This is a genomic window from Pseudomonas sp. RIT-PI-q, from assembly GCF_001297125.1.
GTDB lineage: Bacteria > Pseudomonadota > Gammaproteobacteria > Pseudomonadales > Pseudomonadaceae > Aquipseudomonas.
This window is the reverse complement of sequence record NZ_LHPC01000017.1, coordinates 359,739-383,131: the sequence shown is the minus strand read 5'-3', so window position 1 is coordinate 383,131 and position 23,393 is coordinate 359,739. Positions and strand designations below refer to the sequence as shown.

At 61.5% G+C, this 23,393-nt stretch carries 17 protein-coding genes; 10 read left to right on the top strand and 7 right to left on the bottom strand.

What is annotated here, in order from left to right:
- Positions 1-13 precede the first annotated feature (13 nt).
- The 4 genes from AEQ67_RS05615 to AEQ67_RS05600 are packed head-to-tail and all read right to left on the bottom strand — an operon-like array spanning position 14 to position 3,812.
- The gene (locus tag AEQ67_RS05615; RefSeq protein WP_059402898.1) at positions 14-661 is read right to left on the bottom strand and encodes a CpsD/CapB family tyrosine-protein kinase; all 648 of its coding nucleotides are present in this window, start codon (positions 659-661) and stop codon (positions 14-16) included.
- Positions 662-1,408 carry a sugar transferase gene (locus AEQ67_RS05610; RefSeq protein ID WP_059402897.1) on the bottom strand — a complete coding sequence of 249 codons (747 nt, stop codon included), beginning with the start codon at positions 1,406-1,408 and terminating at the stop codon, positions 662-664. It lies immediately after the preceding gene.
- Positions 1,405-2,463 (bottom strand): NAD-dependent epimerase, encoded by a 1,059-nt coding sequence (locus tag AEQ67_RS05605; RefSeq protein WP_059402896.1) that lies wholly within the window; start codon positions 2,461-2,463, stop codon positions 1,405-1,407. Before AEQ67_RS05605 ends, AEQ67_RS05610 begins: the two co-directional genes overlap by 4 nt.
- The gene (locus AEQ67_RS05600; protein ID WP_059402895.1) at positions 2,460-3,812 is read right to left on the bottom strand and encodes a UDP-glucose dehydrogenase family protein; all 1,353 of its coding nucleotides are present in this window, start codon (positions 3,810-3,812) and stop codon (positions 2,460-2,462) included. Before AEQ67_RS05600 ends, AEQ67_RS05605 begins: the two co-directional genes overlap by 4 nt.
- 389 nt (positions 3,813-4,201) lie before the next feature.
- On the opposite strand from AEQ67_RS05600, the gene AEQ67_RS05595 reads away from it, so the two are divergent.
- Positions 4,202-5,899, top strand: a complete 1,698-nt coding sequence (locus AEQ67_RS05595; protein ID WP_059402894.1) for a sulfatase-like hydrolase/transferase — start codon at positions 4,202-4,204, stop codon at positions 5,897-5,899.
- 124 nt (positions 5,900-6,023) lie between these two features.
- Here the strand turns inward: AEQ67_RS05595 and AEQ67_RS05590 are convergent, their stop codons facing one another.
- Positions 6,024-7,067, bottom strand: coding sequence for an AraC family transcriptional regulator ligand-binding domain-containing protein (locus AEQ67_RS05590; protein ID WP_059402893.1), 1,044 nt, complete (start codon positions 7,065-7,067; stop codon positions 6,024-6,026).
- Positions 7,068-7,138: 71 nt separating this feature from the next.
- Between AEQ67_RS05590 and AEQ67_RS05585 the strand changes: the two genes are divergently transcribed.
- Positions 7,139-8,053 (top strand): LysR family transcriptional regulator, encoded by a 915-nt coding sequence (locus tag AEQ67_RS05585; RefSeq protein ID WP_059402892.1) that lies wholly within the window; start codon positions 7,139-7,141, stop codon positions 8,051-8,053.
- Between the two features lie 128 nt (positions 8,054-8,181).
- On the opposite strand, the gene AEQ67_RS05580 is transcribed toward AEQ67_RS05585, so the two are convergent.
- On the bottom strand, positions 8,182-9,105 hold the full coding sequence (locus AEQ67_RS05580) for a LysR family transcriptional regulator (protein ID WP_236710276.1): 924 nt from the start codon (positions 9,103-9,105) through the stop codon (positions 8,182-8,184).
- A gap of 94 nt (positions 9,106-9,199) precedes the next feature.
- Between AEQ67_RS05580 and AEQ67_RS05575 the strand changes: the two genes are divergently transcribed.
- The 5 genes from AEQ67_RS05575 (at position 9,200) to AEQ67_RS05555 (ending at position 16,358) form a co-directional block, all read left to right on the top strand.
- A complete protein-coding gene (locus tag AEQ67_RS05575; RefSeq protein ID WP_059402933.1) occupies positions 9,200-10,039 on the top strand; it encodes an AraC family transcriptional regulator in 840 nt (279 codons plus the stop codon).
- Between the two features lie 254 nt (positions 10,040-10,293).
- On the top strand, positions 10,294-12,120 hold the full coding sequence (locus tag AEQ67_RS05570) for a DUF1302 domain-containing protein (RefSeq protein ID WP_059402890.1): 1,827 nt from the start codon (positions 10,294-10,296) through the stop codon (positions 12,118-12,120).
- An 11-nt stretch (positions 12,121-12,131) separates the two neighbouring features.
- Entirely contained in the window at positions 12,132-13,469 is a 1,338-nt protein-coding gene (locus AEQ67_RS05565) for a DUF1329 domain-containing protein (RefSeq protein ID WP_059402889.1), read from the top strand.
- Between the two features lie 157 nt (positions 13,470-13,626).
- The gene (locus AEQ67_RS05560; protein ID WP_059402888.1) at positions 13,627-14,976 is read left to right on the top strand and encodes a DUF1254 domain-containing protein; all 1,350 of its coding nucleotides are present in this window, start codon (positions 13,627-13,629) and stop codon (positions 14,974-14,976) included.
- Entirely contained in the window at positions 14,973-16,358 is a 1,386-nt protein-coding gene (locus tag AEQ67_RS05555) for a DUF1254 domain-containing protein (protein ID WP_059402887.1), read from the top strand. The genes AEQ67_RS05560 and AEQ67_RS05555 overlap by 4 nt, the downstream gene beginning before the upstream one ends.
- A gap of 637 nt (positions 16,359-16,995) precedes the next feature.
- Here the strand turns inward: AEQ67_RS05555 and AEQ67_RS05550 are convergent.
- Positions 16,996-18,969, bottom strand: coding sequence for an alkyl/aryl-sulfatase (locus AEQ67_RS05550; RefSeq protein ID WP_059402886.1), 1,974 nt, complete (start codon positions 18,967-18,969; stop codon positions 16,996-16,998).
- 137 nt (positions 18,970-19,106) lie between these two features.
- On the opposite strand from AEQ67_RS05550, the gene AEQ67_RS05545 reads away from it, so the two are divergent.
- Genes AEQ67_RS05545 through AEQ67_RS05535 form a run of 3 tightly spaced genes read left to right on the top strand, consistent with a single transcriptional unit; the run spans position 19,107 to position 23,308 of the window.
- Positions 19,107-19,775, top strand: a complete 669-nt coding sequence (locus tag AEQ67_RS05545; RefSeq protein WP_059402885.1) for an ABC transporter ATP-binding protein — start codon at positions 19,107-19,109, stop codon at positions 19,773-19,775.
- Between the two features lies 1 nt (position 19,776).
- Positions 19,777-22,248, top strand: coding sequence for an ABC transporter permease (locus AEQ67_RS05540; protein WP_059402884.1), 2,472 nt, complete (start codon positions 19,777-19,779; stop codon positions 22,246-22,248).
- The gene (locus AEQ67_RS05535) at positions 22,238-23,308 is read left to right on the top strand and encodes a lipocalin-like domain-containing protein (protein ID WP_059402883.1); all 1,071 of its coding nucleotides are present in this window, start codon (positions 22,238-22,240) and stop codon (positions 23,306-23,308) included. The genes AEQ67_RS05540 and AEQ67_RS05535 overlap by 11 nt, the downstream gene beginning before the upstream one ends.
- The last annotated feature ends 85 nt before the right edge of the window (positions 23,309-23,393 follow it).

Below are 23,393 nucleotides of genomic sequence, written 5' to 3'. Positions count from 1 at the left end.
CTATTCTGATTGCTTACAGGTTTTTGTAGAGCCATTTGGGCATGTAGTATTTGCGTCGGTTGAACACGCTGCCGACCAGTTTCGCGCCGGCCTGGGTCAGGCGCTGAACCGCGGCCTGGGCCACTTCCCAGCGAGTGTCTTCGGAGCGCACGACCATGATCACGCCGTCTACCTGAGTGCTGATGACCAGCGTGTCGGCGGCCGAATACACCGCATCGCCGTCGATCACCACGAAGCGATACTGACTGCCGAGTTGATCGAGCAACGGGCTCAGGCGTTCGGGTGTCAGGTGCTCGACGCCCCGCGAATACCGGCCGTTGGGCAGGACGTGGAAGGGCAGGCTGGACACGTCAATCACACAGTCCTGCAACAATGGCGGGCTCTGGGTGTTGAACAGCAGATCGCGGAAGCCGCGTTCTTTCGTCAGCCCCAGTTGTTGCGTGAGGTTGGTCGCCGACTGGCTGGCGTCGACCAGCAGCACCTGGCCGCTGCTCATCTGCGCCAGTTGGCTGGCCAGCACCAGAGCGCTGGTGGTGGTGCCTGCGCCGGGGTTGGCGGCGGTCAGAAAGAGGATCCGCAGATCTTGATCGAGCACGGTCGACGTCAGGTTGGACTCGCTCGGGTTGGCAATGCTTAGGCTTTTGGCTGATGAACCGTCCATTTAACTCGCTCCGTGGCCGCTGAATACTTTGAAGGGGGTTTTCAACAGGATCTTCAGATCGAGCAACAGGCTCTGCTCGGCGATATAGCTGAGGTCCAACTCAACGCGCTGGTCGAAGTCGATATTGCTGCGCCCGGATATCTGCCAAAGGCCGGTCATGCCGGGGTAGATACTCAGGCGTGCAAGGTGGCTGTCCTTGTAGCGATAGGCGTTGAACGAGGTCGGCCGGGGGCCGACCAGGCGCATGTCGCCGGCCACTACATTGAACAGGTTGGGCAACTCATCAAGGCTGCTCCGCCGCAGGAAACCACCGATGCCGGTGATGCGCGGGTCCTTGTCTATCTTGAAGTCGATGGCGTCGGCGCCGTGCTTGTTCAGGTGGCGCAGGGACTCCTTGAGCTCCTCGGCGTTGGCCACCATGGTGCGGAACTTGTACATGCCGAATTTCCGACCGCGGTAGCCCGTGCGCTTTTGCACGAACATCACCGGCCCAGGACTGCTGAACTTGATCGCCAGCGCCAGGCCCAGCAGCACCGGCGAGATCAGCACCAGAATCAGCAACGCACCCAGGCAGGCGATTACCCGGTTGGTGCGCGACAGCGTCCATGGCCGACCGCCGTCACGGCCGGTTATCCAGCCGCGACCTTGCCGGTGGATAGCCGTATCGAGGCGCATTCTGTGCTCGGGGTCCAGACGCTTGTCCCGGCGCATCTGTTGCAGTGGCACACCTTTTTCATGTCCAGTCATAGAATCCTCCGCTGAAGTTCAGCCGCGAGCGGCGCGTGGGCGATAGGCAGTGGGTAGTAATCGCGGAACCAGGCAATGAAACGCCCGAGTCCCACATCCAGCTCGATACAAGGCTGAAATCCGGTTGCCCGAGCCAGGTCGCTGGCATCGGCGCAGGTGTTGAGGACGTCACCGGGTTGCAGGGGCAGCAACTCGACCACGGCTTTTTGTCCAAGGTGTTTTTCCAGCAATGCCAGGTAATCCTTGAGCTCCACCGGGTGCTGGCCGCCGATGTTGTAGATCCGCCACGGCGCCATGCTGCTGGCGGGGTCCGGTTGTTCGCGATCCCATTCAGGATTGGCGTGTGGCGCGCGTTCGATCAGTCGGGCGATGCTCTCGATGATGTCGTCGATGTAGGTGAAATCGCGCTGGTGCTCGCCGTAGTTGAACAGCTTCAATGGCGTGCCTTCGGCAATCGCCCGGGCGAACTGGATCGGCGACATGTCCGGCCGACCCCAGGGACCGTACACCGTGAAGAAGCGCAACCCGGTGCAAGGAATGCCGAACAGGTGGCTGTAGCTGTGGGCCATCAGTTCGTTGGCTTTCTTGGTCGCGGCGTACAGCGACAGCGGGTGATTGACGCCATCCGTTACCGAGTAAGGCGTGTGTTGATTGGCGCCGTACACCGAACTGGACGAGGCGTAGATCAGATGCTTGACCGGGTGCTGACGGCAGCTTTCGAGGATGTTGAGGAATCCGTTCAAATTGCTGTCGAGGTAGGCCCGGGGGGTTTCCAGCGAGTAGCGCACCCCGGCCTGGGCCGCGAGGTGAATCACCACCTCCGGTTGTTCGCGGGCAAACAGTGCTTCGATGGCCGGGGCATCGGCCAGGTCAACCGAGTCGAGCTGGAAAGGGCCGACCTGCTCCTGCACCCAATTCACGCGATCGTGTTTGAGTTGCGGGTCGTAGTAGTCGTTGAAGTTGTCCAGCCCGCACACCTGGTGCCCGTCGCGCAACAGCCGCAACACACAGTGGGCACCAATGAATCCGGCCGCTCCGGTCACGAGTATTTTCATGGGCGCGGCGCCTCGGGAGCGATGTGCCGCAGGCCGATGCCGCTGTAGTGCAAACCAGCCGCTGCGACCTGTTCCGGGTTGTAGAGGTTGCGCCCGTCGACGATGACTCGTGAGCGCAGTTTGCTTGCCAGCAGGTCGAAGTCGACCACGCGGAAGTTTTTCCACTCGGTGCAAATCACCAGCGCGTCGGCGTCTTCCAGGGTGTCGTCGCGGGTGGCGCACAGGTGCAGGTCCTTGCGGTAGCCGTAGATGCGCCGGCACTCGGACATGGCTTCCGGATCGTAAGCCTGCACGCTCGCGCCTTCGGCCCACAGCGCTTCCATCAGGTAGCGGCTTGGCGCTTCGCGCATGTCATCGGTGTTGGGCTTGAACGCCAGGCCCCAGACTGCGATGGATTTGCCCGCCAGCCCGCCTGGGAATTGCGCTTTCAATTTGCTGAACAGGATGTGGCGCTGGCTGTCGTTGACGTCGGTGACGCTGCGCAGCAGGCGCAATGGCATGCCGTTGTGTTCGGCGGTGTGCAGCAGGGCGCGCAGGTCCTTGGGGAAGCACGAACCGCCGAAACCGCAACCGGGGTAGATAAAGTGGTAGCCGATGCGCGGGTCGGAGCCGATGCCTTTGCGCACGGCTTCGATGTCGGCACCCAGCAACTCGGTGAGATTGGCCAGTTCATTCATGAAACTGATGCGGGTGGCGAGCATTGCGTTGGCTGCGTACTTGGTCAACTCGGCACTGCGGTTGTCCATGAACATGAGCTTTTCATGGTTGCGGCAGAACGGGGCGTAGAGGTCGCTGAGCTGGCTGCGCGCTTCGTCGTCGTTGGTGCCGACGATGATCCGGTCCGGGCGCATGCAATCGGCGAGGGCACTGCCTTCCTTGAGAAACTCGGGGTTGGACACCACCCGCACCTTCAGCGCACTCTTGCCCCGACGCTGCAGTTCTTCGTTGGCGGTGGCGGCCACTTGGTCCGCCGTGCCGACCGGCACGGTGGACTTGATGATGAGTGTGCGATCGGCCTCCATGAAGTTGGCGATCTGTCGGGCTACATTCAGTACATGGCTAAGGTCGGCGGAGCCGTCCTCGTCGGCGGGCGTACCGACCGCGATGAAAATCAGCTCGGCGTGTTCGACCGCATCGCTGGCCTGGGTGGTAAACAGCAGTCGGCCAGCCTTGATGTTCTCTTCCAGCGTCCCGGAAAGCCCTGGTTCGCTGATCGGCGGCACGGCTTGTTGCAGTTGTTTTATCTTGTTGGGATCGATATCAACACACAGGACTCGATGTCCAACATCGGCCAGTGCCGCTGCTTGTATCAGGCCAACGTAGCCCGTACCAAATACGCTCACGTCCATTTTGGCGTGCCTCGTAAGACGGTGGAGAGATGTGAAATAAGACTGTCAAAAGGGGTATAGCCCAGCCGTGGCAAACCGTGTCAGCAAAATGACATGTTGCTCTGGTTTGACATCCCCGTTTTTGGGGGCGAATGGCCATCAAGTGCTTGTCGTAGATGGCTTTGCCGCGGTTTTGACGGGTTTTTCACATTTAAAAGAAATCGATAAACGGTCGTAGGCCCTGAAATACAAGGCCTTCAGCCACTTGAGTGTGTCATTTTTGAGTCAACGTTTTTTTGACGCTTTGAGGAAAAGTCCGACATTTCTTGCGCTCTGATGGCCCGGTGCTAGTGTCAAGAAATGGCCGACAATCTATTGGCCAAAAGCCTTCGGCGAGTAGTGCAAATACTATGATTCGATATCTCAAAGAATTGCTGTTAGTTGTCTATCTACTGAAGAATTACGACTATTACCTCGAACGTCTGAGTGCCATGGGCATCGGTTTTTCGGTGATGCTGTTTGCCGGGATGTTTATTGTGCTGACGGCGGCGCTTTTTATGACCGCGTACATCCGCCAAACCTTGATCCGCCATCTGTTTGCAGTGGCGATGTTTGTCTCGGCGGTGTTTTTCGACGTCTATACCCGGGTCACGGCTGACTACCTGACGTACAGCAGCTTCGTGTCGCTGGTGTATTCCGGCGGATTCATTGAGGAAGCGGCCTACCAGTACCGTAATGCGCTCATCAGTGGGGCGGTCGGTGGCTTGCTGCTGCTGTTCGGCATCGGCCTCAAGCCACGTCGACGGCTGCCATTGCCGGGTGCGCTGCTGGTGGCGGCGCCGGTGCTCGGGGTGCTGCTGCTCAGTGCCGTGCTGTTTGTGCGGGCGGGTGAGGGCGCACGAGGTCTGCCGATCATGTACACGCCGTTGGCGTATCTGAATCTGTTTACCTATGAAGCCCTGCACAACACCGTCGGCCCCCGTGAACCGGTGAAACTGGCGCGCGCCGAGCAACCGGTGGGCCATGACATCGTGCTGATCATCGACGAGAGCATTTCCGGCAATTACCTGGACATCAACGCGCCGTTCGGCGTGCACAGCAATCTCAAAGAGCCGCGCCCCGGCGTCGAGATTTTCAACTATGGCTACGCTGCCTCCATTGCCAATTGCAGCACCGATACCAACGTCACCTTGCGTTACGGCGGCACGCGCGCCGATTACATACGCATCAACAGCACGCTGCCGTCGATCTGGCAGTACGCGAAAAAGGCCGGCCTGCGCACCGTCTATATCGATGCACAGCGCACCGCCGGCAACTTGCAGAACCTGATGAACGACGCGGAGAAAAAAGACATCGATGAATTTGTGCAATTCGATCAGACCAGCGTGCGTGACCGCGACATGGCGGCGGCGGCGAAATTGATCGAACTGCTGAATGACGACACACCGCAGTTGGTGGTGATCAACAAGGTCGGCGCGCATTTTCCGGTGCATGACAAATACCCGGATGCGTTCATGGCCTATCGTCCGACCCTGCCTCGCGGGCAGTTTGTCGAGGTGGCGGACACCGGCAAACGTGATGGTTTCAATGGCCAGCCGGATGATTGGGTGCTGTACCGCAATGCCTACAAGAACACGCTGTTGTGGAATGTCGGGGAGTTTTTCTCACGGGTGTTCGCTCAGGCGAATTTGAACAACGCGTTGCTGATCTACACCTCGGACCATGGACAAGACCTGCATGAGCGGGGCAATCCGGGGTTGAACACGCACTGTGGCGGCGATCCGGTGGAGGAGGAAGGGTTGGTGCCGCTGGTGGTGATCCAGGGCCGCGATTTGAAGACGCTGGATTGGCAGGCGCAACTGGCCGGTAACAAGGATCGCTCCAGCCACTACAACATCTTCCCGACATTGCTGCAGTTGATGGGCTATGACCTGGCGGGCGTCGAGGCGGTGTACGGCAAGCCGTTGAGTGTGCCGACGGCCGACGATTTCACCTTTAACTATCGGTTCAATGCGCGGCTGGGGGCCAAGCCTGAGTGGAAGCATATTGACCTGAAGAGCATCGTGACACCCTCGCAGGCGGCTACCAGCGTGGCGGCGGGGCAGTAAGATCTCGATTGTTTGAGCGGGCCTCATCGCGGGCAAGCCCGCTCCCACAGTGGATTTGCGGCGCTCACTAAACCCTGTGGGAGCGGGCTTGCCCGCGAAGGCGTCAGTTCTATCAACACAAATCTTAAGGTTGCGCCCACCGTGTCCGATACACCCCCGGCGCGCACCCGAACCAGCGCAAACACGCCCGATTGAAACTCTGCACATCGCTGTAGCCCAACCGGTCGGAAATCTCCACCAACTCCAGATCCAGCGCCTGCAACAAATCTTCCGCCCGGCATCGGCGGCACTCATCCAGCGATTCCGAAAAGCGCCCGCCCAGCGCCTTCAACCGTCGTGCCGCCGTGCGTTCAAGCAAGTGGCGGTCGGCGCAAAATTGCTGCCAGTTGGCTGCGGCCAGGTCTGCAACCAGATGGTCGCTGACCATTTCCAGCAACGTCGGCTCGCTGTTGCGGCGGGTCTGCTCCAGCAACTCGACCAGGGTGTGTTCCAGTTCGTGGTTGCCGGGGGTCAACGGCGCCAGAAACAACTGCGGATCGAGGCGAATCGAATGGTGCGCCTGCCCCCACTGCACCGGCGCACGAAATGCCTGTTCATGCGCCTGCGGATCAGGCGTACATGACCAGGCCAGACTGACCCCGAGCACTGGATCGCGCTCCAGGCCGCTGGCGAGAAATTTGCGGCGCAGCATGCTGCACAGGCTGATGAGGATGTAATCGGTGGTCGCCGCGTCGGCTTTCAGGCTGGCGCAGTCGAGCAAACGCAACTCGACACCGTCCGCGCTGTGGACGATTTGCGCCTGGAAGTGCCCGTTGAAGAAGGGGAAGAATCGCTGGAAATACTCGCAGGCGCTTTCCAGGGTCACCGCCACATCGAACAGGTACGTCAGGCCATTGGTGGCGGTGGAGACGAATCGTCGTCCCGCCGCCAGGCCAATCAGCGGGTCGCCGGTTTGCTCCAGGGCAAACGCCCAGAAGCGCCGCGAGAGGAACAGTGGCACGCGCATGAACGGCGTGCGCAGTTCGAACAGGCTGCGGCGAAACAGGCCTTCGATGGTTTCCCGGGCAATGCCTCGGGCCAGCAGTTCTTCGATGGCCGGCAGCAAGGTCGGCGCATAGAACGCATTGGGCAGTGGTTGCTGGGGCAGTGGCTGATCGCTTTTTGTCATGTAGGGCTCACAGCATGTTCCGGGACACTGGTTAGGCTGCCCGACGTTAAGCGATTTGCCGGAGCAAGACTATGCTTGATTTACGCCAGCTCGACCTGAACCTGCTGCTCGCCTTCGATGCGATTTACCAGCAGCGCAGCGTCACCCGTGCCGCCGAGGTGATGTGCCTGTCGCAACCGGCCATGAGCAATGCCCTGCGACGCCTGCGCGATTTGTGCGGTGATCCGCTGTTCATCAAGAGTCGTCTCGGCGTGACACCGACCTTGGTAGCGCACCGTCTGGCCGATTACGTGCGTGCTGCCCTGGAGTCGTTGCGCGACGGTTTGCGCATGATCCCTGCGGCACGGCAAAACAATCCGTTGCTGCGCATCAGTTGCCTGGACTGCCTGCAACCGGTGCTGCTCGACGCGTTGCTCGAATCGCCGCATGCCGACTGGCAGGTGCGCTACTTCCAGCCTCGGCGTCGTGATGCCTTGCAGGAGTTGGCCAGTGGCAAACTGGACATCCTGATCGACCTTGATCAACCTTTGGCCGGGCTCGCCGGTCTGCATAAACAGGTGTTACCGGCCGACCATTACGTGTTCGCTTATGGCAGTGCGCTGGCGGAACCGCCGCGGACCTTGCAGGCCTATCTGGAGCAGCCACAGATTCAAGTGTCCAGCCGCCGCGACGGGCTCAGTCCGGTGGACTTGCACCTCGGCCTCAAGGGGCTGCGCCGAACCGTAGCGGTGAATACACAAAGCCCGCTGGCGGCCAAACTGATTGCCGATCGGCAACCGTTAGGCATGAGTCTACCGAGTCGCGTCGCCAGTGTGCTGGGTTTGCAGCAAGCGCCGTTGCCGCTTGATGAGCCGGTGGAGCTGAAACTGGCGTTGTATATCGAGGCCCGCTATCGCTTCGAACGCAGCCGTGAAGAGGCAATGCATTGCCTGCTGCGCGCGCTGGGTGAGCCGCGAACGTTGCAGGCGCTTGCACGACGTGCGTAGGCGCTTGAGTTGAACACGGTCAATGTAGGAGCTGCCGCAGGCTGCGATCTTTTGACCTGGATCTTTGTTGATCTGAGACTGCCAGGATCAAAAGATCGCAGCCTGCGGCAGCTCCTGCACGGTCCGAGTCATTGCGAGACTGCCAGCAAACGGCGATCAACCGCCAGAATCGCATCGACCATCGCCAGCGCTGCCGGTGTCAGGGAGTACCCGGCGCGGCTGACGATGCCGTAATGCAGCTGCAAACCGGGGTCATCGCTGGGCACGTCGACAAAATCCAGCAGGCGGATGAGTCCTTGATCGGCCAGTTCAGTGAGGGCTTCCAGGGTCGCGATGCCCACGGCGTCGGAGTGCATGACCACGCGGCGGATCGCGTCGAATTGCGCGCATTCGACGCTCGGGTTGAAGTCCGGCTCGCCCTGCACATCGGCGAGGATCTTGCGGATCATCGGTGGAATTCGCGTGCCGACCACGGCGTAGTCAAGCAGGGCGCGCAAGGAGAGGTTTTCGCGCGCCGCCAATGGGTGGCCGATGCGGCAGAAAAACCGCCCGCGCCGTGGTCGCAGCAGTTGCACCCGGTACTGCGGGTCCCCAGTGAAATAGCGCGCGTCGGCCACCAGGAACTCGATCTGTTGCTCGCGCAGCCACAGCGCCAGTTGTTCCCAGTCGCCGAGGTGGAAGCTGGTGCGGATCTTCGGATGCGCCTGGATGAATTCGGCCAGCGCTTCAGGCACCAGCAACTGCGCCGGGTAAGGGCCGCTGCCGAAATGCAGCTCGCCGCCGGTCAGGCCGTTGTACTGGGTCAATTCGTTGTGCAGCGCCTGGCTGCCGGCGAGCAGGCGCCGGGCGTGTTGCAGCACCAATTCACCTTGGCCAGTCAGGCGGAACTCGCGACTGCTGCGTTCAACCAATGCGCAATCGAGGTCGCGTTCCAGGGTCTGGATGCTGCGACTGAAGGCCGGTTGACTGAGGTTGATGGCCTCGGCGGCCCGGCCGAAGCTGCGGTAATCGGCCAGGGCGACGAGGTGGCGAAGCTGGCGTAAGTCCATCATGCGTCTCCTGCATTCTGCGGATACTTTTAATGCATTTGATCGATATCACAGGGGCTGGCATAAGTACAACCCTGTCTTCTCGTTGCAGTTCGCCATGACCCCTCAATCGTTCGCTTCCAGCGCTTTTACTCGCACCATTCTCAGTCATGCCCAGCAATCCGGCCTGTGTCAGGAGCAGTTGCTTGCGCGCGCCGGTATCAGTTTGTCGTGGCTGGATGGGCAGGGGCAGCCTATTCCCGCGCACCTGGTTGAACAGTTGTGGAATGAATGCGAACGCCTGGGGGCGGGGCCGACGTTTGGCTGTGAACTGGTTAATGGCATGGCGACGACCTGTCTGCAAGGTTTGAACATCTTGCTCGATTCCGCCGCGACGTTGCGGGCGAGCCTGGGGTGTTTTGTCGAGTTCCTGCCACGGGTGACCAATTACGTGGTGGCAGAGCTTGAAGAGGCGGGTGCAGAGGCACGATTGCATTTGCGCGGGGCGGATGTGTTGCCGCACTTTTTCGGTCTGGATGCGGCGACGTTGAGCCTGGTGCGCAATATTTCGCGGCGTATGGGGCGGGCGCCGGGGGAGGTGTTTGTCGGTGTCAGGCTGACGCCGCGACAGGCGGCTGGCCAGTGGTTACGTGGCGTTGGTATCGAGGTGGAGGAGGGAGCGCATCCGTGTCTGAGATTGCCACTGGGCAGTCTGGATGAACCGTTGCTGGGGGCTAATGCGTTTTTGCATCAGAGCATGCTGCGGCACTGGCAAACCGAGGCGGCGCAGTATCTGCGCAGCGACAGCCTGGAGATGGCGCGGCATTGGTTGACGGCGGGGGATCAGCCGATTGAGCGGATTGCCGAGCGGTTGGGGTATCGGCAGCCGAGCAATTTTATTCGGGCGTTTCGCAAGCAGTTCGGGATTACGCCTAAGCAGTTTCGGTTGGGGCTTTGATGGGGGCTGATCTGCGGCTGATATTGGTTTCACCCTCCCTGTAGGAGCTGGCTTGCCAGCGAAGTCGTCAACGATGACGGTTTTCAACAGGATAAACGTGGCGCATTCGAATCCTTCGCTGGCAAGCCAGCTCCTACAGGGGGACACCGCCCCCAATCACCCTGATGATTATTTTTTGTCGGCCATCGCTTGCGTGTCAAAACCAATTGTTGGGCACCGTACCCAGGCTGAGTAACCCTGACCGGAGCCCAATAATGATAAGAAAATGCTCGGCCACCGCCACTGTCCTCCCACGACGACACCGGCTTGGCCACACCCACCCACAACCCCTTGCGCTGGCGATGCTGGCTGTCTTGAGCAGCCCCACTTACGCCACCACGTTTGACCTCAACGAAGACTGGAGCCTGTCGACCAAAACCACCCTGACCCTGGGCAGTAGCTGGTCGACGCAAAACCCCGAAAAAAGCCTGATGACTCGCGCCAATGCCCTGCAAGCCCAAGGCAAACACGCCAATGGCACCAGCGTCAGCGCCGACGATAACCGGCTCAACTTCGAGCGCGGCGACCCCATTTCGCAGGTCTTCAAGGGCCTCTCCGATTTCAGCCTCGATGGCCAGGGCCAGGGCGCGTTCATTCGCTTCAAATACTGGTACGACCACGCCTACGAAACCCGCAACGGCCGCTTCAAGGATTTCGACGATTCAGGCTGGGACGACCTGTCGAAGTTCAAGGGTTTCGAGGCGCTCGACGCCTACGTCTGGAAAGACTTCCAGGTGGCCGAGCATCCGCTGAACGTGAAAGTCGGCAACCAGGTGTTGTCCTGGGGCGAATCGCTGCTGATCCAGAACGGCATCAACGTGATCAACCCGCTCGACGTCTCGGCGTTCAACCGCCCCGGTGTCGAGATCAAGGAAGGCCAGTTGCCGGTGGAGATGGTCTCGTTCAGCTTCGGCCTCACGGACACCACCAACCTTGAAGGCTTCTACCAGTACAACTGGCGCCCCAGCGTCCTTGATGGTTGCGGCACGTTCTTCGCCACCAGCGATGCGATCCAGAAGGGCTGCGGGCCGTTGTATTTGAGCCAGGTGCAAACTGACGATCAAATGCAGGCAGCGGGGTTGTACGCTACGTCGCGGGGCAACGAGTCGCCGTCCGATAACGGTCAGTTCGGTTTCGCCCTGCGCCAGATGATCCCGGCGCTGAACGATGCCGAAGCGGCGATCTACTACATCAACTATCACTCGCGGTTGCCGTATTTCACCCTCGATGCAAAAAACACCAGCCTGCGCGGCACCTTCCCCGGCGGCATTCAGGGCCCAACGTACGCGGCGGCGTTCCCGGAGAACATTCGCCTGTACGGCATCAGCCTGAATGGCGTCGAACCGAACAGCGGGATTTCCCTGGCCGGTGAAATCAGTTATCGGCCGAACATGCCGCTGGCGATCAACGCGCCGGACGTCAACGTCGCGGTGATTTCCGGGCCGAGCGGCAGCTCATGGATCGACTTGCCACCCGGATTCAACATCAACCGTGGCGACCGCTACGACGGCTGGGTGCGCAAGGGCGTCTGGCAGATGACCGGCTCGGCGACCCAGGCCTTCGACAACGTGCTGGGCGCCACCCGCCTGAGCCTGTTCGGCGAGGCGGGCGTGGTGCACATCGACGACCTCGGCGACGAGCGTTTGGGCCGTAACGCCGCGTTCGGCCGCAGTTCCACACGCAACGGCACGCCGTGCAACACCGTGGCCTCCGGCGTGACCAATCAGTACTGCACCGACAAGGGTTTCGCCACCGATTGGTCGTGGGGCTATCGCCTGCGCGCCAGCCTGGAATACAGCGATGTGCTGCCCGGCATCAACCTGATTCCGGCGGTCAACTGGCGGCACGACGTCGAGGGTTATTCCTACGATCCGCAAGGGCCGTTCCAGGAAGGCCAGCAAGCCCTGGGCGTGAGCATGACCGGCGTCTACATGAACGATTACAGCGTGGAGCTGGCCTACAACGCGTTCTTCGGCTCCAACAAATACAGCACCCTCGACGACCGCGACTTCGCGTCCGTCAGCTTCAAGGCAGACTTCTAAGGAGAACCAAAATGCGTATGCAATTGTGCGTGCTGGCGCTGGCCTGCACCGTCGGCCTGGCCCAGGCCAAAGGCACCGATTCGGCCGCCCTCGGCAAGACATTGACCCCCATGGGTTCGGAAATGGCGGCCAACGCCGACGGCAGCATTCCGGCGTGGACCGGTGGCCTGGCGAGCAACGCCGGCACCGTCGACAGCAAGGGCAGCTACAGCGATCCGTATGCCGCGGAAAAGCCGTTGTTCACCATCGATGCGAAAAACCTCGCGCAGTACCAGAAGTTTCTCAGCCCCGGTCAGATCGCCTTGTTCAAGCGCTTTCCCGACAGCTACAAGATGAACATCTACCCGACTCATCGCAGCGCCAACCTGCCCAAGGATGTACTGGCGCAGAGCCGCGACAACGTCGCCAAGACCAGCATGGCCGATGGCGGCAACGGCTTGCATGACTATGCGCGGGGCATTCCGTTTCCATTGCCCACCGAAGGGCTGGAGGTGATGTGGAACCACATGACCCGTTATCGCGGCGGCAGCTACGAGCGCATCAGCAGTTCGGCGCTGGTGCGTGAAAACGGCGCCACCAGTTACGTGCGCAACCAGTCGCTGATCAACTTCGCCGACACCGTCGGCGGGCTGGATGCAGGCTCCAACATCCTGTTCATGTTCAAGAGCCGGGTGCTGGAACCGGCGCGCTTGTCCGGTGAAGCGGTGCTGGTGCACGAGCCGATCGATCAGGTGGCCGAGCCGCGTTCGGCCTGGCAATACCTGCCGGGCCAGCGTCGCGTTCGCCGCGCGCCGATGATTGCCTACGACAACAGCGCCCGTTACAGCAACGGTCTGATCACCGCCGACAACATCGACGGCTACAACGGCGCGCCGGACCGTTTCGACTGGAAACTGATCGGCAAGCAAGAGCTGTTCATCCCTTACAACAGCTACAAGATCGGCAGCCACGGCCTCAAGTACGACGACGTGATCAAGCCCAATCACATCAACCAGGACCTGGCCCGCTACGAGAAGCATCGGGTGTGGGTAGTGGAAGCGACCCTCAAGCCGAACGCCCGGCACATCTACGCCAAGCGCCGCTTCTATGTGGACGAGGACAGTTGGCAGATCGCCCAGTCGGACCAGTACGACAGCCGTGGCGAACTCTGGCGCAGCGGCGAACTGCACGCGATTCAGCAGTACGACCATGGCTTCACCTACAACGTGCTGGAAACCTCGTATGACCTGATCTCCGGCCGCTACTACGCCGGTGGCCTGGCCAACGAAGAGACCGAACCGATGCGCGTCGGCTTCGCCGCCAAGACCGACGACTACACCCCATCGGACCTGCGGCGCTGGGCCAAGTAACCCTTTTTAGTCCCGGCATATTCACCTGTGGGAGCGGGCTTGCCCGCGATGGCGGTGGGTCAATCAACATTGATGAGACTGACCCGACCCCATCGCGGGCAAGCCCGCTCCCACAGGGATCTGAGTGTGCCGACGTTTATCGATCAGGAGATCTGCCGTGCGCTACTGGATATCCGCTCTGGCCCTGGGCGCAAGCCTGGGCACCGTTCACGCTGCAACTCTCGACCCCTCCGAGGCAAAAGCCTTGGCGCAAGAAGCCTACGTGTTCGCCTACGCCACCGCCGAGCACGATAAAGTGCTCACCGCCATCGCCGCGAAACTGCCGTTCAACCGGCTCTACAGCGAGCCGCGTTTGCTCGGTCCGCAGGACAACAAAGTGGTGTCGCCGAACAACGACACCTTCTACTCCCGAGCCTTGCTCGATCTGCGCAGCGAACCAATGGTGCTGGAAGTGCCCGCCGTGCAGGGGCGCTATTACAGCTTTCAACTGGTCGATATGCGCACCGACAACCTCGACTACATCGGCACCCGCGCCACCGGCAATCAGACAGGACGTTATCTGATCGCCGGACCGGATTGGCAAGGCGCGCTGCCGGACGGTTTCGACGGCGTGATCCGCTCGCCGAGTCGCCTGGTATTTTTGCTCGGCCGCACCGAAGTCAAGGGCGAAGCCGATCAGCAGGACGCGGCGAAAGTGCTGATGGGCTACGCGTTGCAGCCGTTGTCCAAGGTCAGCGCTGGCGCGGCGCCGGCTGCCTTGGCACCGCTGCAATTGCCGCTGTATCAGGACACCAAGCAAGGACCGGCACAGGCGTTGTTCGGCAGTTTCAATGCCCTGGCGCCGCTGCATCAGTGGACGCCGACCGAGCGCTCGAAACTGCAGCGTTTCGCCGCCATCGGGGTGAAACCCGGCCAGGCCTTCGAGCCGCCAGCAGACCTGAGCGATGCGATTGCCCAAGGCGCCGAAGCCGGTCGCGATCAGGTGCGGGCGGCGTCGAGCCAGGTGTCGGTGGAGCAGCGGGGCTGGTTCCGTTCGCCGACCAATGTCGGCAAATTCGGTGACGATGACCTGACCCGTGCCGCCGTCGCCTGGCGCTACATCTACGCCAACGACCCAGTGGAAGCGGTGTACCCGATGGCGTTGCACGATGCCCAGGGTCAACCGCTGGATGGCAGCAAAACCTATCGCCTGCATTTCCCCGCCGGGCAACTGCCTCCGGTGAACGCCTTCTGGTCGTTGACCCTGTATGACGGCAAAACCCAATTGCTGGCGGCCAACCCGATCCAGCGATATGCCTTGGGTGACCGCAGCCCCGACCTGCACTACGACGCTGACGGCGGCCTGACCTTGATGCTGCAACCCGATGCGCCGGCCCAGGCACCGCAGAGCAATTGGCTGCCGACGCCGGCAGGTCCGTTCAACCTGCTGCTGCGTTTGTACTTGCCCAAAGCCGGGGCGCTGGATGGCAGCTATCAATTGCCGACTATTGCGAGGATCGAACCATGAACCTGATGTTCAGCCGCCGCCGCTTGCTCGGCAGCATGGGGATACTGGGCGGGAGTCTGATGTTTCCACGCGGGTTGTTGGCCGCTGAGGCTGATGACACCCGGGCCGTTGCGCAGGAAGCGTGGATCTACGCCTACCCAATGCTGATGCATTACCAGACCATGGAGAAGCAGGTGCTCAATCCCGACGCAGCGGAGTACGTCGGCGGCTTCAATCGTTTCCGTCACTACAGCGAACTCTACACGCCGAAAAACCGCGAGGTCGTCACGCCGAACAACGACACGCCGTACTCCTGGGCCTGGCTCGATCTGCGCAGTGAACCGCAGGTGCTGAGCGTGCCAGCGGTCGCCGATGATCGTTACTACGTGCACCAACTGGTGGACCAGTACACCCACAACTTTGCCTACGTCGGCGTGCTCAGCACCGGGCGCGAAGCGGGGGACTACCTGATCGCCGGGCCTAACTGGCAGGGGTCGACCCCGGCCGGGATCAAGGGCGTGCTGCGCAGTGAAACTGAAATCGTCATGGTGCTCGGGCGCACCGGCCTGAAAAATGCCGATGATCTGCCAGCCGTGCGGGCGCTGCAGCAGCAATACCGCTTGCGCGCGTTGCATGAATACACCGGTGGTCCGGCGCCCATCGCAGCACCGGCGATTGCATGGCCGGCCTGGGACAGCAAGAGCGGATTGGGGCCGGGTTTTATCCCGGTGCTCAATCAAATCCTCACGCTGTGCCCGACGCATCCGTCCGAACAAGCGTTGCGCGGGCGGTTCGCGCGCATCGGCATTGTTCCAGGTCAGGGCTTTGATGTCGCCGCCTTGCCGGTGGAAACGCGCCAGGCGTTGATCGCCGGAATTCAGGATGCTCAGGCACAACTGCAAGCGGGTACTGGAAAGGTGCGCAATACCTTGGGCCTGTTCGGCACTCGCGAGGTGCTGCACGCAAACTACCTCAACCGCGCCATCGCCGCGGCCGTTGGCATTTATGGCAACAGTGTCGAAGAGGCTTTTTACCTCGGTAGCCGACTGGACAATCAGGGCCAGTCGTTGCAGGGCGGGCGTCGTTATCGACTGCGCTTCGCGCCGGGGCAATTGCCGCCGGCCAGCGAGTTCTGGTCGTTGACGCTCTATGACCTGCCGGACCGGCAATTGGTGGCCAATCCCATCGACCGCTATTGCCTGAGCAGTCGCGATCGTTTGCAGGCGGACGCAGACGGTGGGTTGACGCTGCTGATGCAGTCTTCGGCCCCGGACGATCAGCGCAATTGGCTACCGGCACCGCAGAGTGGGCCATTCACCTTGGTCCTGCGCTTATACGGGCCCGAGCGGCAGGTGATCGAGCAGCGATGGCAGATGCCAGTGGTTGAAGTGATTTCAGCGTAACCCGATAGACCGCTTTCGCGGGCAAGCCCGCTCCCACAAGGAATTGTGTCGTCCACGAAAGCCGTGAACACCCTAAATCCCTGTGGGAGCGGGCTTGCCCGCGATGAGGCCATCAGCTTCAACATCATCATTGCCTGACACACCGTCATCGCGAGCAAGCCCGCTCCTACATTGGATCTGTGTCGTCCACAAATGCTGTGAACACCCTAAACCCCTGTGGGAGCGGGCTTGCCCGCGATGAGGCCATCAGCTCCAACATCATCATTGCCTGACACACCGTAATCGCGAGCAAGCCCGCTCCTACATTGGATCTGTGTCGTCCACAAATGCTGTGAACACCCTAAACCCCTGTGGGAGCGGGCTTGCCCGCGATGAGGCCATCAGCTTCAACATCATCATTGCCTGACACACCGTAATCGCGAGCAAGCCCGCTCCTACATTGGATCTGTGTCGTCCACAAATGCTGTGAACACCCTAAACCCCTGTGGGAGCGGGCTTGCCCGCGATGAGGCCATCAGCTTCAACATCATCATTGCCTGACACACCGTCATCGCGAGCAAGCCCGCTCCTACAAGGATTGGTGAACACCACAAATCCAATGTGGGAGCGGGCTTGCCCGCGATGGGCGCGCCGCGGTTTACGGCGTGACGATATTGAACTGCGGACTGAAGCTATCCAGGCTGCCCATCAGCTGCGCAAGCTTTTTCCCGTCCCCTTGCACCTTGATCAAGCCCTTCTGCATCGCCGTCGGGAAATCCAGCTGCTTGAGGCTGATCTGCTCCAGCGTCGCCTTGCTCAGACTCACACTGGCATCCGCCGCCGGATTGAGCCCCGCACGGTGTGTCAGCACACCATTGCGCAAAGTCAGGTTGAAATCCTTGTGCTGGTCCTCGAACGTCCAGTTCAGCGTCAGGTCATGGCCGGCGGCTTTGTCGCTGTCGAGTCGAATCGCCAGGAAGTCGAAAAACATGTCCGGCGTCATTGCCCGCACCATGTCCACCGACACCGTACTGCCGGCATGTTGCGGCACGCCATTACGCAGTTCCATCGCCCCGGTCAGGTACATATTGCGCCAGGTGGCGTTCTCGCTTTGATAGCCCAACTGCTCCAGCGCTTCAGCCTGGGCCGTGCGGCCCGGTCCGTTTTCCGGCTCGGCAAACAGCAGTTGATTGCCCAACTGCGCGGCCCAGCGATAATCCCCCTTTGTCATCGCCGCGCGCATCTTCTCTACCACTGCTACGCCACCACCCATCGCTTCGACGCTGCGCTTGGCGGTGTCCACCGGCGGCAGCGGGTTGAGGTTGGCCGGGTTGCCGTCATAGAAACCCAGGTAACGCTGGTACACCGCCCGCACGTTGAAACTCAAGGAACCGTAGTAGCCGCGGGTGTACCACTTCTGATCCAGCGCACCCGGCAGTTTCTTGATCGCGTCAGCGATTTCCACCGGGGTCAGGCCCTGATTCATCAGGTGCAAAGTGCGGTCATTGAGGAAGGCGTACATGTCGCGTTGATCGGCGAGGAAGGTGCGAATCCGCTCGCCACCCCAAGTCGGCCAATTGTGCTGGGCAAACAACACGTCGCTCTTGTCACCATAGCGCGCCAGACTGTTGTCGAGGTATTGCGCCCAGGCCTTGGCGTCACGCACTTGCGCGCCGCGTGGGGTGAGAATGTTGTGCATCATCTGCGTGGCGTTTTCGGCCATGCACAAGGCGCGCAACTGTGGCAGGTAGAGGTTCATTTCCGCCGGCGCTTCGGTGCCCAGGGTGAGCTGGAACTCCACCTCCAGACCGGCAATGGTGCGGGTGTCCAGTTCCTTGTCGATCAGGTCGGTCGGCGCAATCAAGGTGATGGTGCCGCCGCTCGGCGTGCTCTTACCCAACCCCGCGTCCACCTGGCCTTTTTCGCCACGGGGCAACAGGCTGCCGAACTGGTATTGCGCGCGGCGACTCATGGCATTGCCGGCGAACACGTTTTCGCTCATCACATGTTCCATGAACCCGGCGGGGGCGAACACCTTGACCTTGCCAGCCTTGACGTCGGCCTCGTCGATCACACCGCGTACACCGCCGAAATGGTCGACGTGGGTGTGGCTGTAGATCACCGCCACCACCGGTTTTTGCGGACGGTTCCGGTAGTACAGGTCCAGCGCTGCCTTGGCGGTTTCGGCCATGGTCAGCGGGTCGATGATGATCAGCCCGTCATCGCCTTCGATGATGGTCATGTTGGCCACATCGAGACCACGCACCTGGTAAATTTTCGGGCTGACTTCGAACAGGCCGGCATGGGCATTGAGCTGGGCCAGGCGCCAAAGGCTCGGGTTGACCGAGTCGGGTACCTGATCCTTGAGGAGGAAGTCATAGGCCTGGACGTCCCAGATGACCTTGCCGGTCGCGTCTTTGACCTGGCCCTTGAACGGCGCGATCAAACCCCGACTCACCGATTCGAAATCGGTGCGATCGCTGAAGGGCAGTTGTTGCAGCACGGCGGCGTTGCTGGCAGCGGTCTGTGCGCTGGCCGCGACCGGTGCATCGGCGGCGGCGACCGATTGCGCGAGGCACGCCGTGATCAGGCAGGCCAACAGGCCACGAGGGCTCAAAGTGAAACGAGGCATGGCGTCTCCGTTTTTTATCGTTATGGTTAGACCATCCTTGAGGGTAGGGCGCCGGCCGGGCGGTTCGGCAATCGTCAACGGACAAAAACCATTCAGGGCCGCTATCCTTGCCCCACGCTCATCGAACAGGTTTTCCCATGCTTGAAGTCCACGGCGTCTTCAAAAGCTACGCCACTGCGCAAGGTCCGCTGCCGGTGTTGCAAGGCGTCGACCTGACGTTGAAACCCGGCAGCAGCCTGGCGCTGATGGGCGAGTCGGGCAGTGGCAAAAGCACCTTGCTGCACCTGATCGCCGGGCTGGACAAGGTCGATCGCGGCAGCATCCGCAGTGGCGAACATCGGCTGGAGCAGATGAACGAAGGGCAATTGGCGAACTGGCGGCGGACTGAAATCGGCCTGGTGTTCCAGCAGTTCAATCTGATCGGCAGCTTGCGTGTGGAGGACAACCTGGCGTTTCAGGCGCGACTGGCCGGGCGCCACGATCCGCGCTGGCAAGCGCATCTGGTGCGGCGTCTGGGGCTGGGTGATTTGCTGCGGCGGTATCCGGAGCAGTTATCCGGCGGCCAGCAGCAACGGGTTGCACTGGGACGTGCCTTGGCCTCGCAGCCAAAATTGCTGTTGGCCGACGAGCCCACCGGCAGTCTCGATGAAACCACCAGCGATGAGGTGTTGAAGTTGTTGCTGGAACTGCTCGACGACAGCCCCACCACGTTGTTGATGGTCACCCACAGCCCACGGGTTGCGGCGCGACTGGCGGAAAAAGTGGTGCTCCACGGTGGCCGCCTGACTGGCGCGGTCGAGCGCTGAAGTGCGAGTCTTTGGCGAAACATTGCGCGCGCTGCTCAGTCATTGGCGACAGCACCCTGTGCAGTTTTTCAGTGTGCTGACCGGGCTCTGGCTCGCCACCAGCCTGCTGACCGGCGTGCAGGCGCTGAATAGCCAGGCGCGGGAAAGCTATGCGCGGGCCAGTCAGTTGATCGGCGGCGAACCCCAGGCCAGCCTCAGTGCGCCGAATGGTGCGACATTTTCCCAGGCCTTGTTTGTCGACCTGCGCCGCGCCGGCTGGCCGGTGTCGCCGGTGCTGCAAGGTCGGGTGGTGCTCAAGGGGCATGAAGACCAGCGCTTGCAGTTGATGGGCATCGAGCCGGTGTCGCTGCCGACCGGTTCTGCGGTGGCGGGGCGGGCGTTGGCGATCGAGCAGATTGTCGAGTTTTTCAGTCCGCCGGGCAGTACCTGGATTTCGCCGCAGACCTTGCAAGCGTTGGGTTTGCGCGAAGGTGAAACGCCTTTGAGTTTGAGCGGTGTGGCACTGCCGCCGCTGCATGTTCAAACCGATATGGCGCCCGGCGTGTTGCTGGTCGACATTGGTTTCGCTCAGCAGATTCTGGGTTTGCCGGAGCAACTGTCGCGCCTGCTGTTGCCCAAGGATTTCACCGCGCCGTTGCCCGATCAATTCAAAGGCCAGCTCCAGTTGAAGAGCAGCGGTGAAGAAAACAACCTGTCGCGCCTGACCGAGAGCTTTCACCTCAACCTCGATGCCTTGGGGTTTCTGTCATTCGTGGTCGGCCTGTTCATCGTCCATGCGGCAATCGGCCTGGCCCTGGAGCAGCGCCGGGGCTTGCTCAGAACCCTGCGTGCCTGCGGGGTCAGTGCGCGGATGCTGATTGCCTGCCTCGCTGTTGAACTGGGCGGCCTGGCGTTGATCGGCGGACTCGCCGGGGTGGTCAGCGGCTACCTGTTGGCCAGCGAGCTGTTGCCGGATGTCGCCGCCAGCCTGCGCGGGTTGTACGGCGCCGAAGTGGCGGGGCAGTTGAGCCTCCGTCCGTGGTGGTGGCTCAGCGGTATCGGCCTGAGTTTGCTCGGCGCGTTACTGGCCGGTGCCAATAGTTTATTGCGAGCGGCGCGTTTGCCGTTGCTGGCGCTGGCCGACCCGCAGGCCTGGCATCAGGCCCACGCGCGCTGGTTGCGACGTCAGGGCTGGGTCGCGGCGATTGCCGCCGTGATCGCGTTGCTGGCATTGATTTGGGGCGACAGCCTGGCCAGCGGTTTCGTGCTGATGGCGGCGCTGTTGCTCGGCGCCGCCCTGGCGCTGCCGGTGGTGTTGAACACCGTGCTGAACCTGGTGCTGCATCGCAGTCGTTCGGTGCTCGGCCAATGGTTTCTCGCCGATTGCCGACAGCAATTGCCGGCGCTGAGCCTGGCGCTGATGGCGCTGCTGTTGGCCCTGGCGGCGAACATCGGTGCCGGCAGCATGACCGCCGGTTTTCGCCAGACCTTCAGCGACTGGCTCGACCACCGCCTGACCGCCGAGCTTTACCTCACGCCACAAAATCCAGCCCAGTCCAGAGAGCTTTACGCCTGGCTCAAACAGCAACCACAACTCACGGCGGTGTTGCCCAACTGGCAAGTGTCGATCCAGTTGCAGGGGTGGCCGACGGAGGTCTTCGGCGTGATCGATCACCCGACCTATCGCCAGCATTGGCCGCTGCTGGAAAGCCTGGGTGACAACCCTTGGGACCGGTTGGCCAAGGACGATGCGCTGATGCTCAGCGAACAACTGGCCCGGCGGTTGAAAGTGCGCCTCGGTGACCACCTGACGATTCCCACGCCGAGCGGGCCGTGGTCGCCGCGGATCGTCGGAATCTACGCTGACTACGGCAATCCCAAGGGTCACGTGCTGATCAACGGCAACCACTTGTTGCGCGGCTGGCCGCAGCTGACGCCGAACCGCTTCACCCTGCGCATCGACCCGGCGTCGATCCCCGGGTTCGTGACGACGTTGCAGTCGCGCTTTGCTCTGGACGCCAGCCGCATGGTCGATCAGGCCCGGCTCAAGGGCTGGTCCACCCAAGTGTTTGAACGGCCCTTCGCCGCAACCGCCGCGCTCAACAGCCTGACCCTGGCCGTCGCCGGTGTGGCGTTATTCATCAGCCTGCTGACCCAGAGCCAGAGCCGTCTCGGGCAACTGGCACCCTTGTGGGCATTGGGCGTGACGCGACGGCAATTGATGCTGCTCAACCTCGGCCAGACCTGGCTGCTGGCGGTGCTGACCCTGGTGTTGGCGTTGCCGTTGGGCATCGCGCTGGCGTGGTGCCTGGACACGGTGATCAACGTCCAGGCCTTCGGCTGGCGCCTGCCGTTGCGGGTGTTTCCGTTGCAGTTGTTGCAGTTGATGGGATTGGCGTTGCTCGCGACATTGCTGGCGTCGGCGTGGCCGTTGTACACGTTGTATCGCACCCGACCGGCCGACCTGCTGAGGACGTTTGCTCATGAGGATTAAGCTCGGTGTATTGCTGTTGGCCGTGTTGAGCGGCTGCGACAACTCGGCACCTGTCGAAAAAGGCTTCGCTGGGCTCGGCAATCAGGCCGCTGCGTTTACGCCGGTGGTGCCCGGCCGGGTGTTCAGCTTTCCGGCGGATCACGGGCCTCACGACGGGTTTCGCATCGAGTGGTGGTACGTCACTGCCAACCTCAAGGACGATCAGGGACGCGAGTTTGGTGTGCAATGGACATTGTTTCGCAGCGCCTTGAAAGCGCTTCCCGAGGTGGCGGGTTGGGGTAATCAAACGATCTGGCTGGGTCACGCGGCCGTGACGTCGGCGACGGTGCATCACGCCGCTGAGCGCTATGCCCGTGGTGGCATCGGGCAGGCCGGGGTGAGCCGGGCGCCGTTCAATGCGTGGATCGACGATTGGCGATTCAGCAGTCAGGGACCTGATGCGAACCCTCTGGCAGACCTGCAACTCAGCGCCCGCGACAAGCATTTCAGCTATCAATTGCACCTGACCTCGACACGTCCACTGGTGCTTCAGGGCGACAAGGGTTTTAGCCAGAAGTCCGAACAGGGCCAGGCGTCGTACTACTACAGCCAGCCGTTTTTCCAGGCCAGCGGGTCGCTGGAAATCGATAGCAAGGTTTATCAGGTCAGCGGCCCGGCGTGGCTCGACCGGGAGTGGAGCAGCCAGCCGTTGACCGCCAACCAGTCAGGCTGGGACTGGTTTTCCCTGCACCTGGACAGTGGCGAACAGGTGATGCTCTACCGCATGCGGCAAAAGGACGGCGCGCCGTACCTCACCGGTACATGGATCGACGCCCGGGGCCAGACGCAGTTACTGCACGCCGCCGACATCAGCCTCACCCCGCAAGACACCGCCAACGTTGCCGGTCGCTCGATGCCCATACGCTGGTCGATCAAAATTCCCGAAAAGCACCTCGACATCAACATCACAGCCCTCAACCCCAAGGCATGGATGGATTTGCGCATTCCTTATTGGGAAGGGCCGGTGCAATTGAGCGGCAGCCATGGCGGGCAGGGTTATCTGGAAATGACCGGGTATTAATGCCGCTCACATCCCCTGTAGGAGCTGGCTTGCCAGCGAAGATCTCAAATACGCCACGTTTATCCTGTCAAGACGCGTCATCGTT

What these genes read in the sequence shown, in the direction of transcription:
- AEQ67_RS05570 (WP_059402890.1), top strand. Translation starts at nt 10,294, where the DNA reads ATGATAAGAAAATGCTCGGCCACCGCCACTGTCCTCCCACGACGACAC.
- AEQ67_RS05580 (WP_236710276.1), bottom strand. Translation starts at nt 9,105, where the DNA reads ATGATGGACTTACGCCAGCTTCGCCACCTCGTCGCCCTGGCCGATTAC.
- AEQ67_RS05555 (WP_059402887.1), top strand. Translation starts at nt 14,973, where the DNA reads ATGAACCTGATGTTCAGCCGCCGCCGCTTGCTCGGCAGCATGGGGATA.
- AEQ67_RS05575 (WP_059402933.1), top strand. Translation starts at nt 9,200, where the DNA reads ATGACCCCTCAATCGTTCGCTTCCAGCGCTTTTACTCGCACCATTCTC.
- AEQ67_RS05605 (WP_059402896.1), bottom strand. Translation starts at nt 2,463, where the DNA reads ATGAAAATACTCGTGACCGGAGCGGCCGGATTCATTGGTGCCCACTGT.
- AEQ67_RS05610 (WP_059402897.1), bottom strand. Translation starts at nt 1,408, where the DNA reads ATGACTGGACATGAAAAAGGTGTGCCACTGCAACAGATGCGCCGGGAC.
- AEQ67_RS05535 (WP_059402883.1), top strand. Translation starts at nt 22,238, where the DNA reads ATGAGGATTAAGCTCGGTGTATTGCTGTTGGCCGTGTTGAGCGGCTGC.
- AEQ67_RS05545 (WP_059402885.1), top strand. Translation starts at nt 19,107, where the DNA reads ATGCTTGAAGTCCACGGCGTCTTCAAAAGCTACGCCACTGCGCAAGGT.
- AEQ67_RS05590 (WP_059402893.1), bottom strand. Translation starts at nt 7,067, where the DNA reads ATGACAAAAAGCGATCAGCCACTGCCCCAGCAACCACTGCCCAATGCG.
- AEQ67_RS05550 (WP_059402886.1), bottom strand. Translation starts at nt 18,969, where the DNA reads ATGCCTCGTTTCACTTTGAGCCCTCGTGGCCTGTTGGCCTGCCTGATC.
- AEQ67_RS05615 (WP_059402898.1), bottom strand. Translation starts at nt 661, where the DNA reads ATGGACGGTTCATCAGCCAAAAGCCTAAGCATTGCCAACCCGAGCGAG.
- AEQ67_RS05600 (WP_059402895.1), bottom strand. Translation starts at nt 3,812, where the DNA reads ATGGACGTGAGCGTATTTGGTACGGGCTACGTTGGCCTGATACAAGCA.
- AEQ67_RS05595 (WP_059402894.1), top strand. Translation starts at nt 4,202, where the DNA reads ATGATTCGATATCTCAAAGAATTGCTGTTAGTTGTCTATCTACTGAAG.
- AEQ67_RS05585 (WP_059402892.1), top strand. Translation starts at nt 7,139, where the DNA reads ATGCTTGATTTACGCCAGCTCGACCTGAACCTGCTGCTCGCCTTCGAT.
- AEQ67_RS05565 (WP_059402889.1), top strand. Translation starts at nt 12,132, where the DNA reads ATGCGTATGCAATTGTGCGTGCTGGCGCTGGCCTGCACCGTCGGCCTG.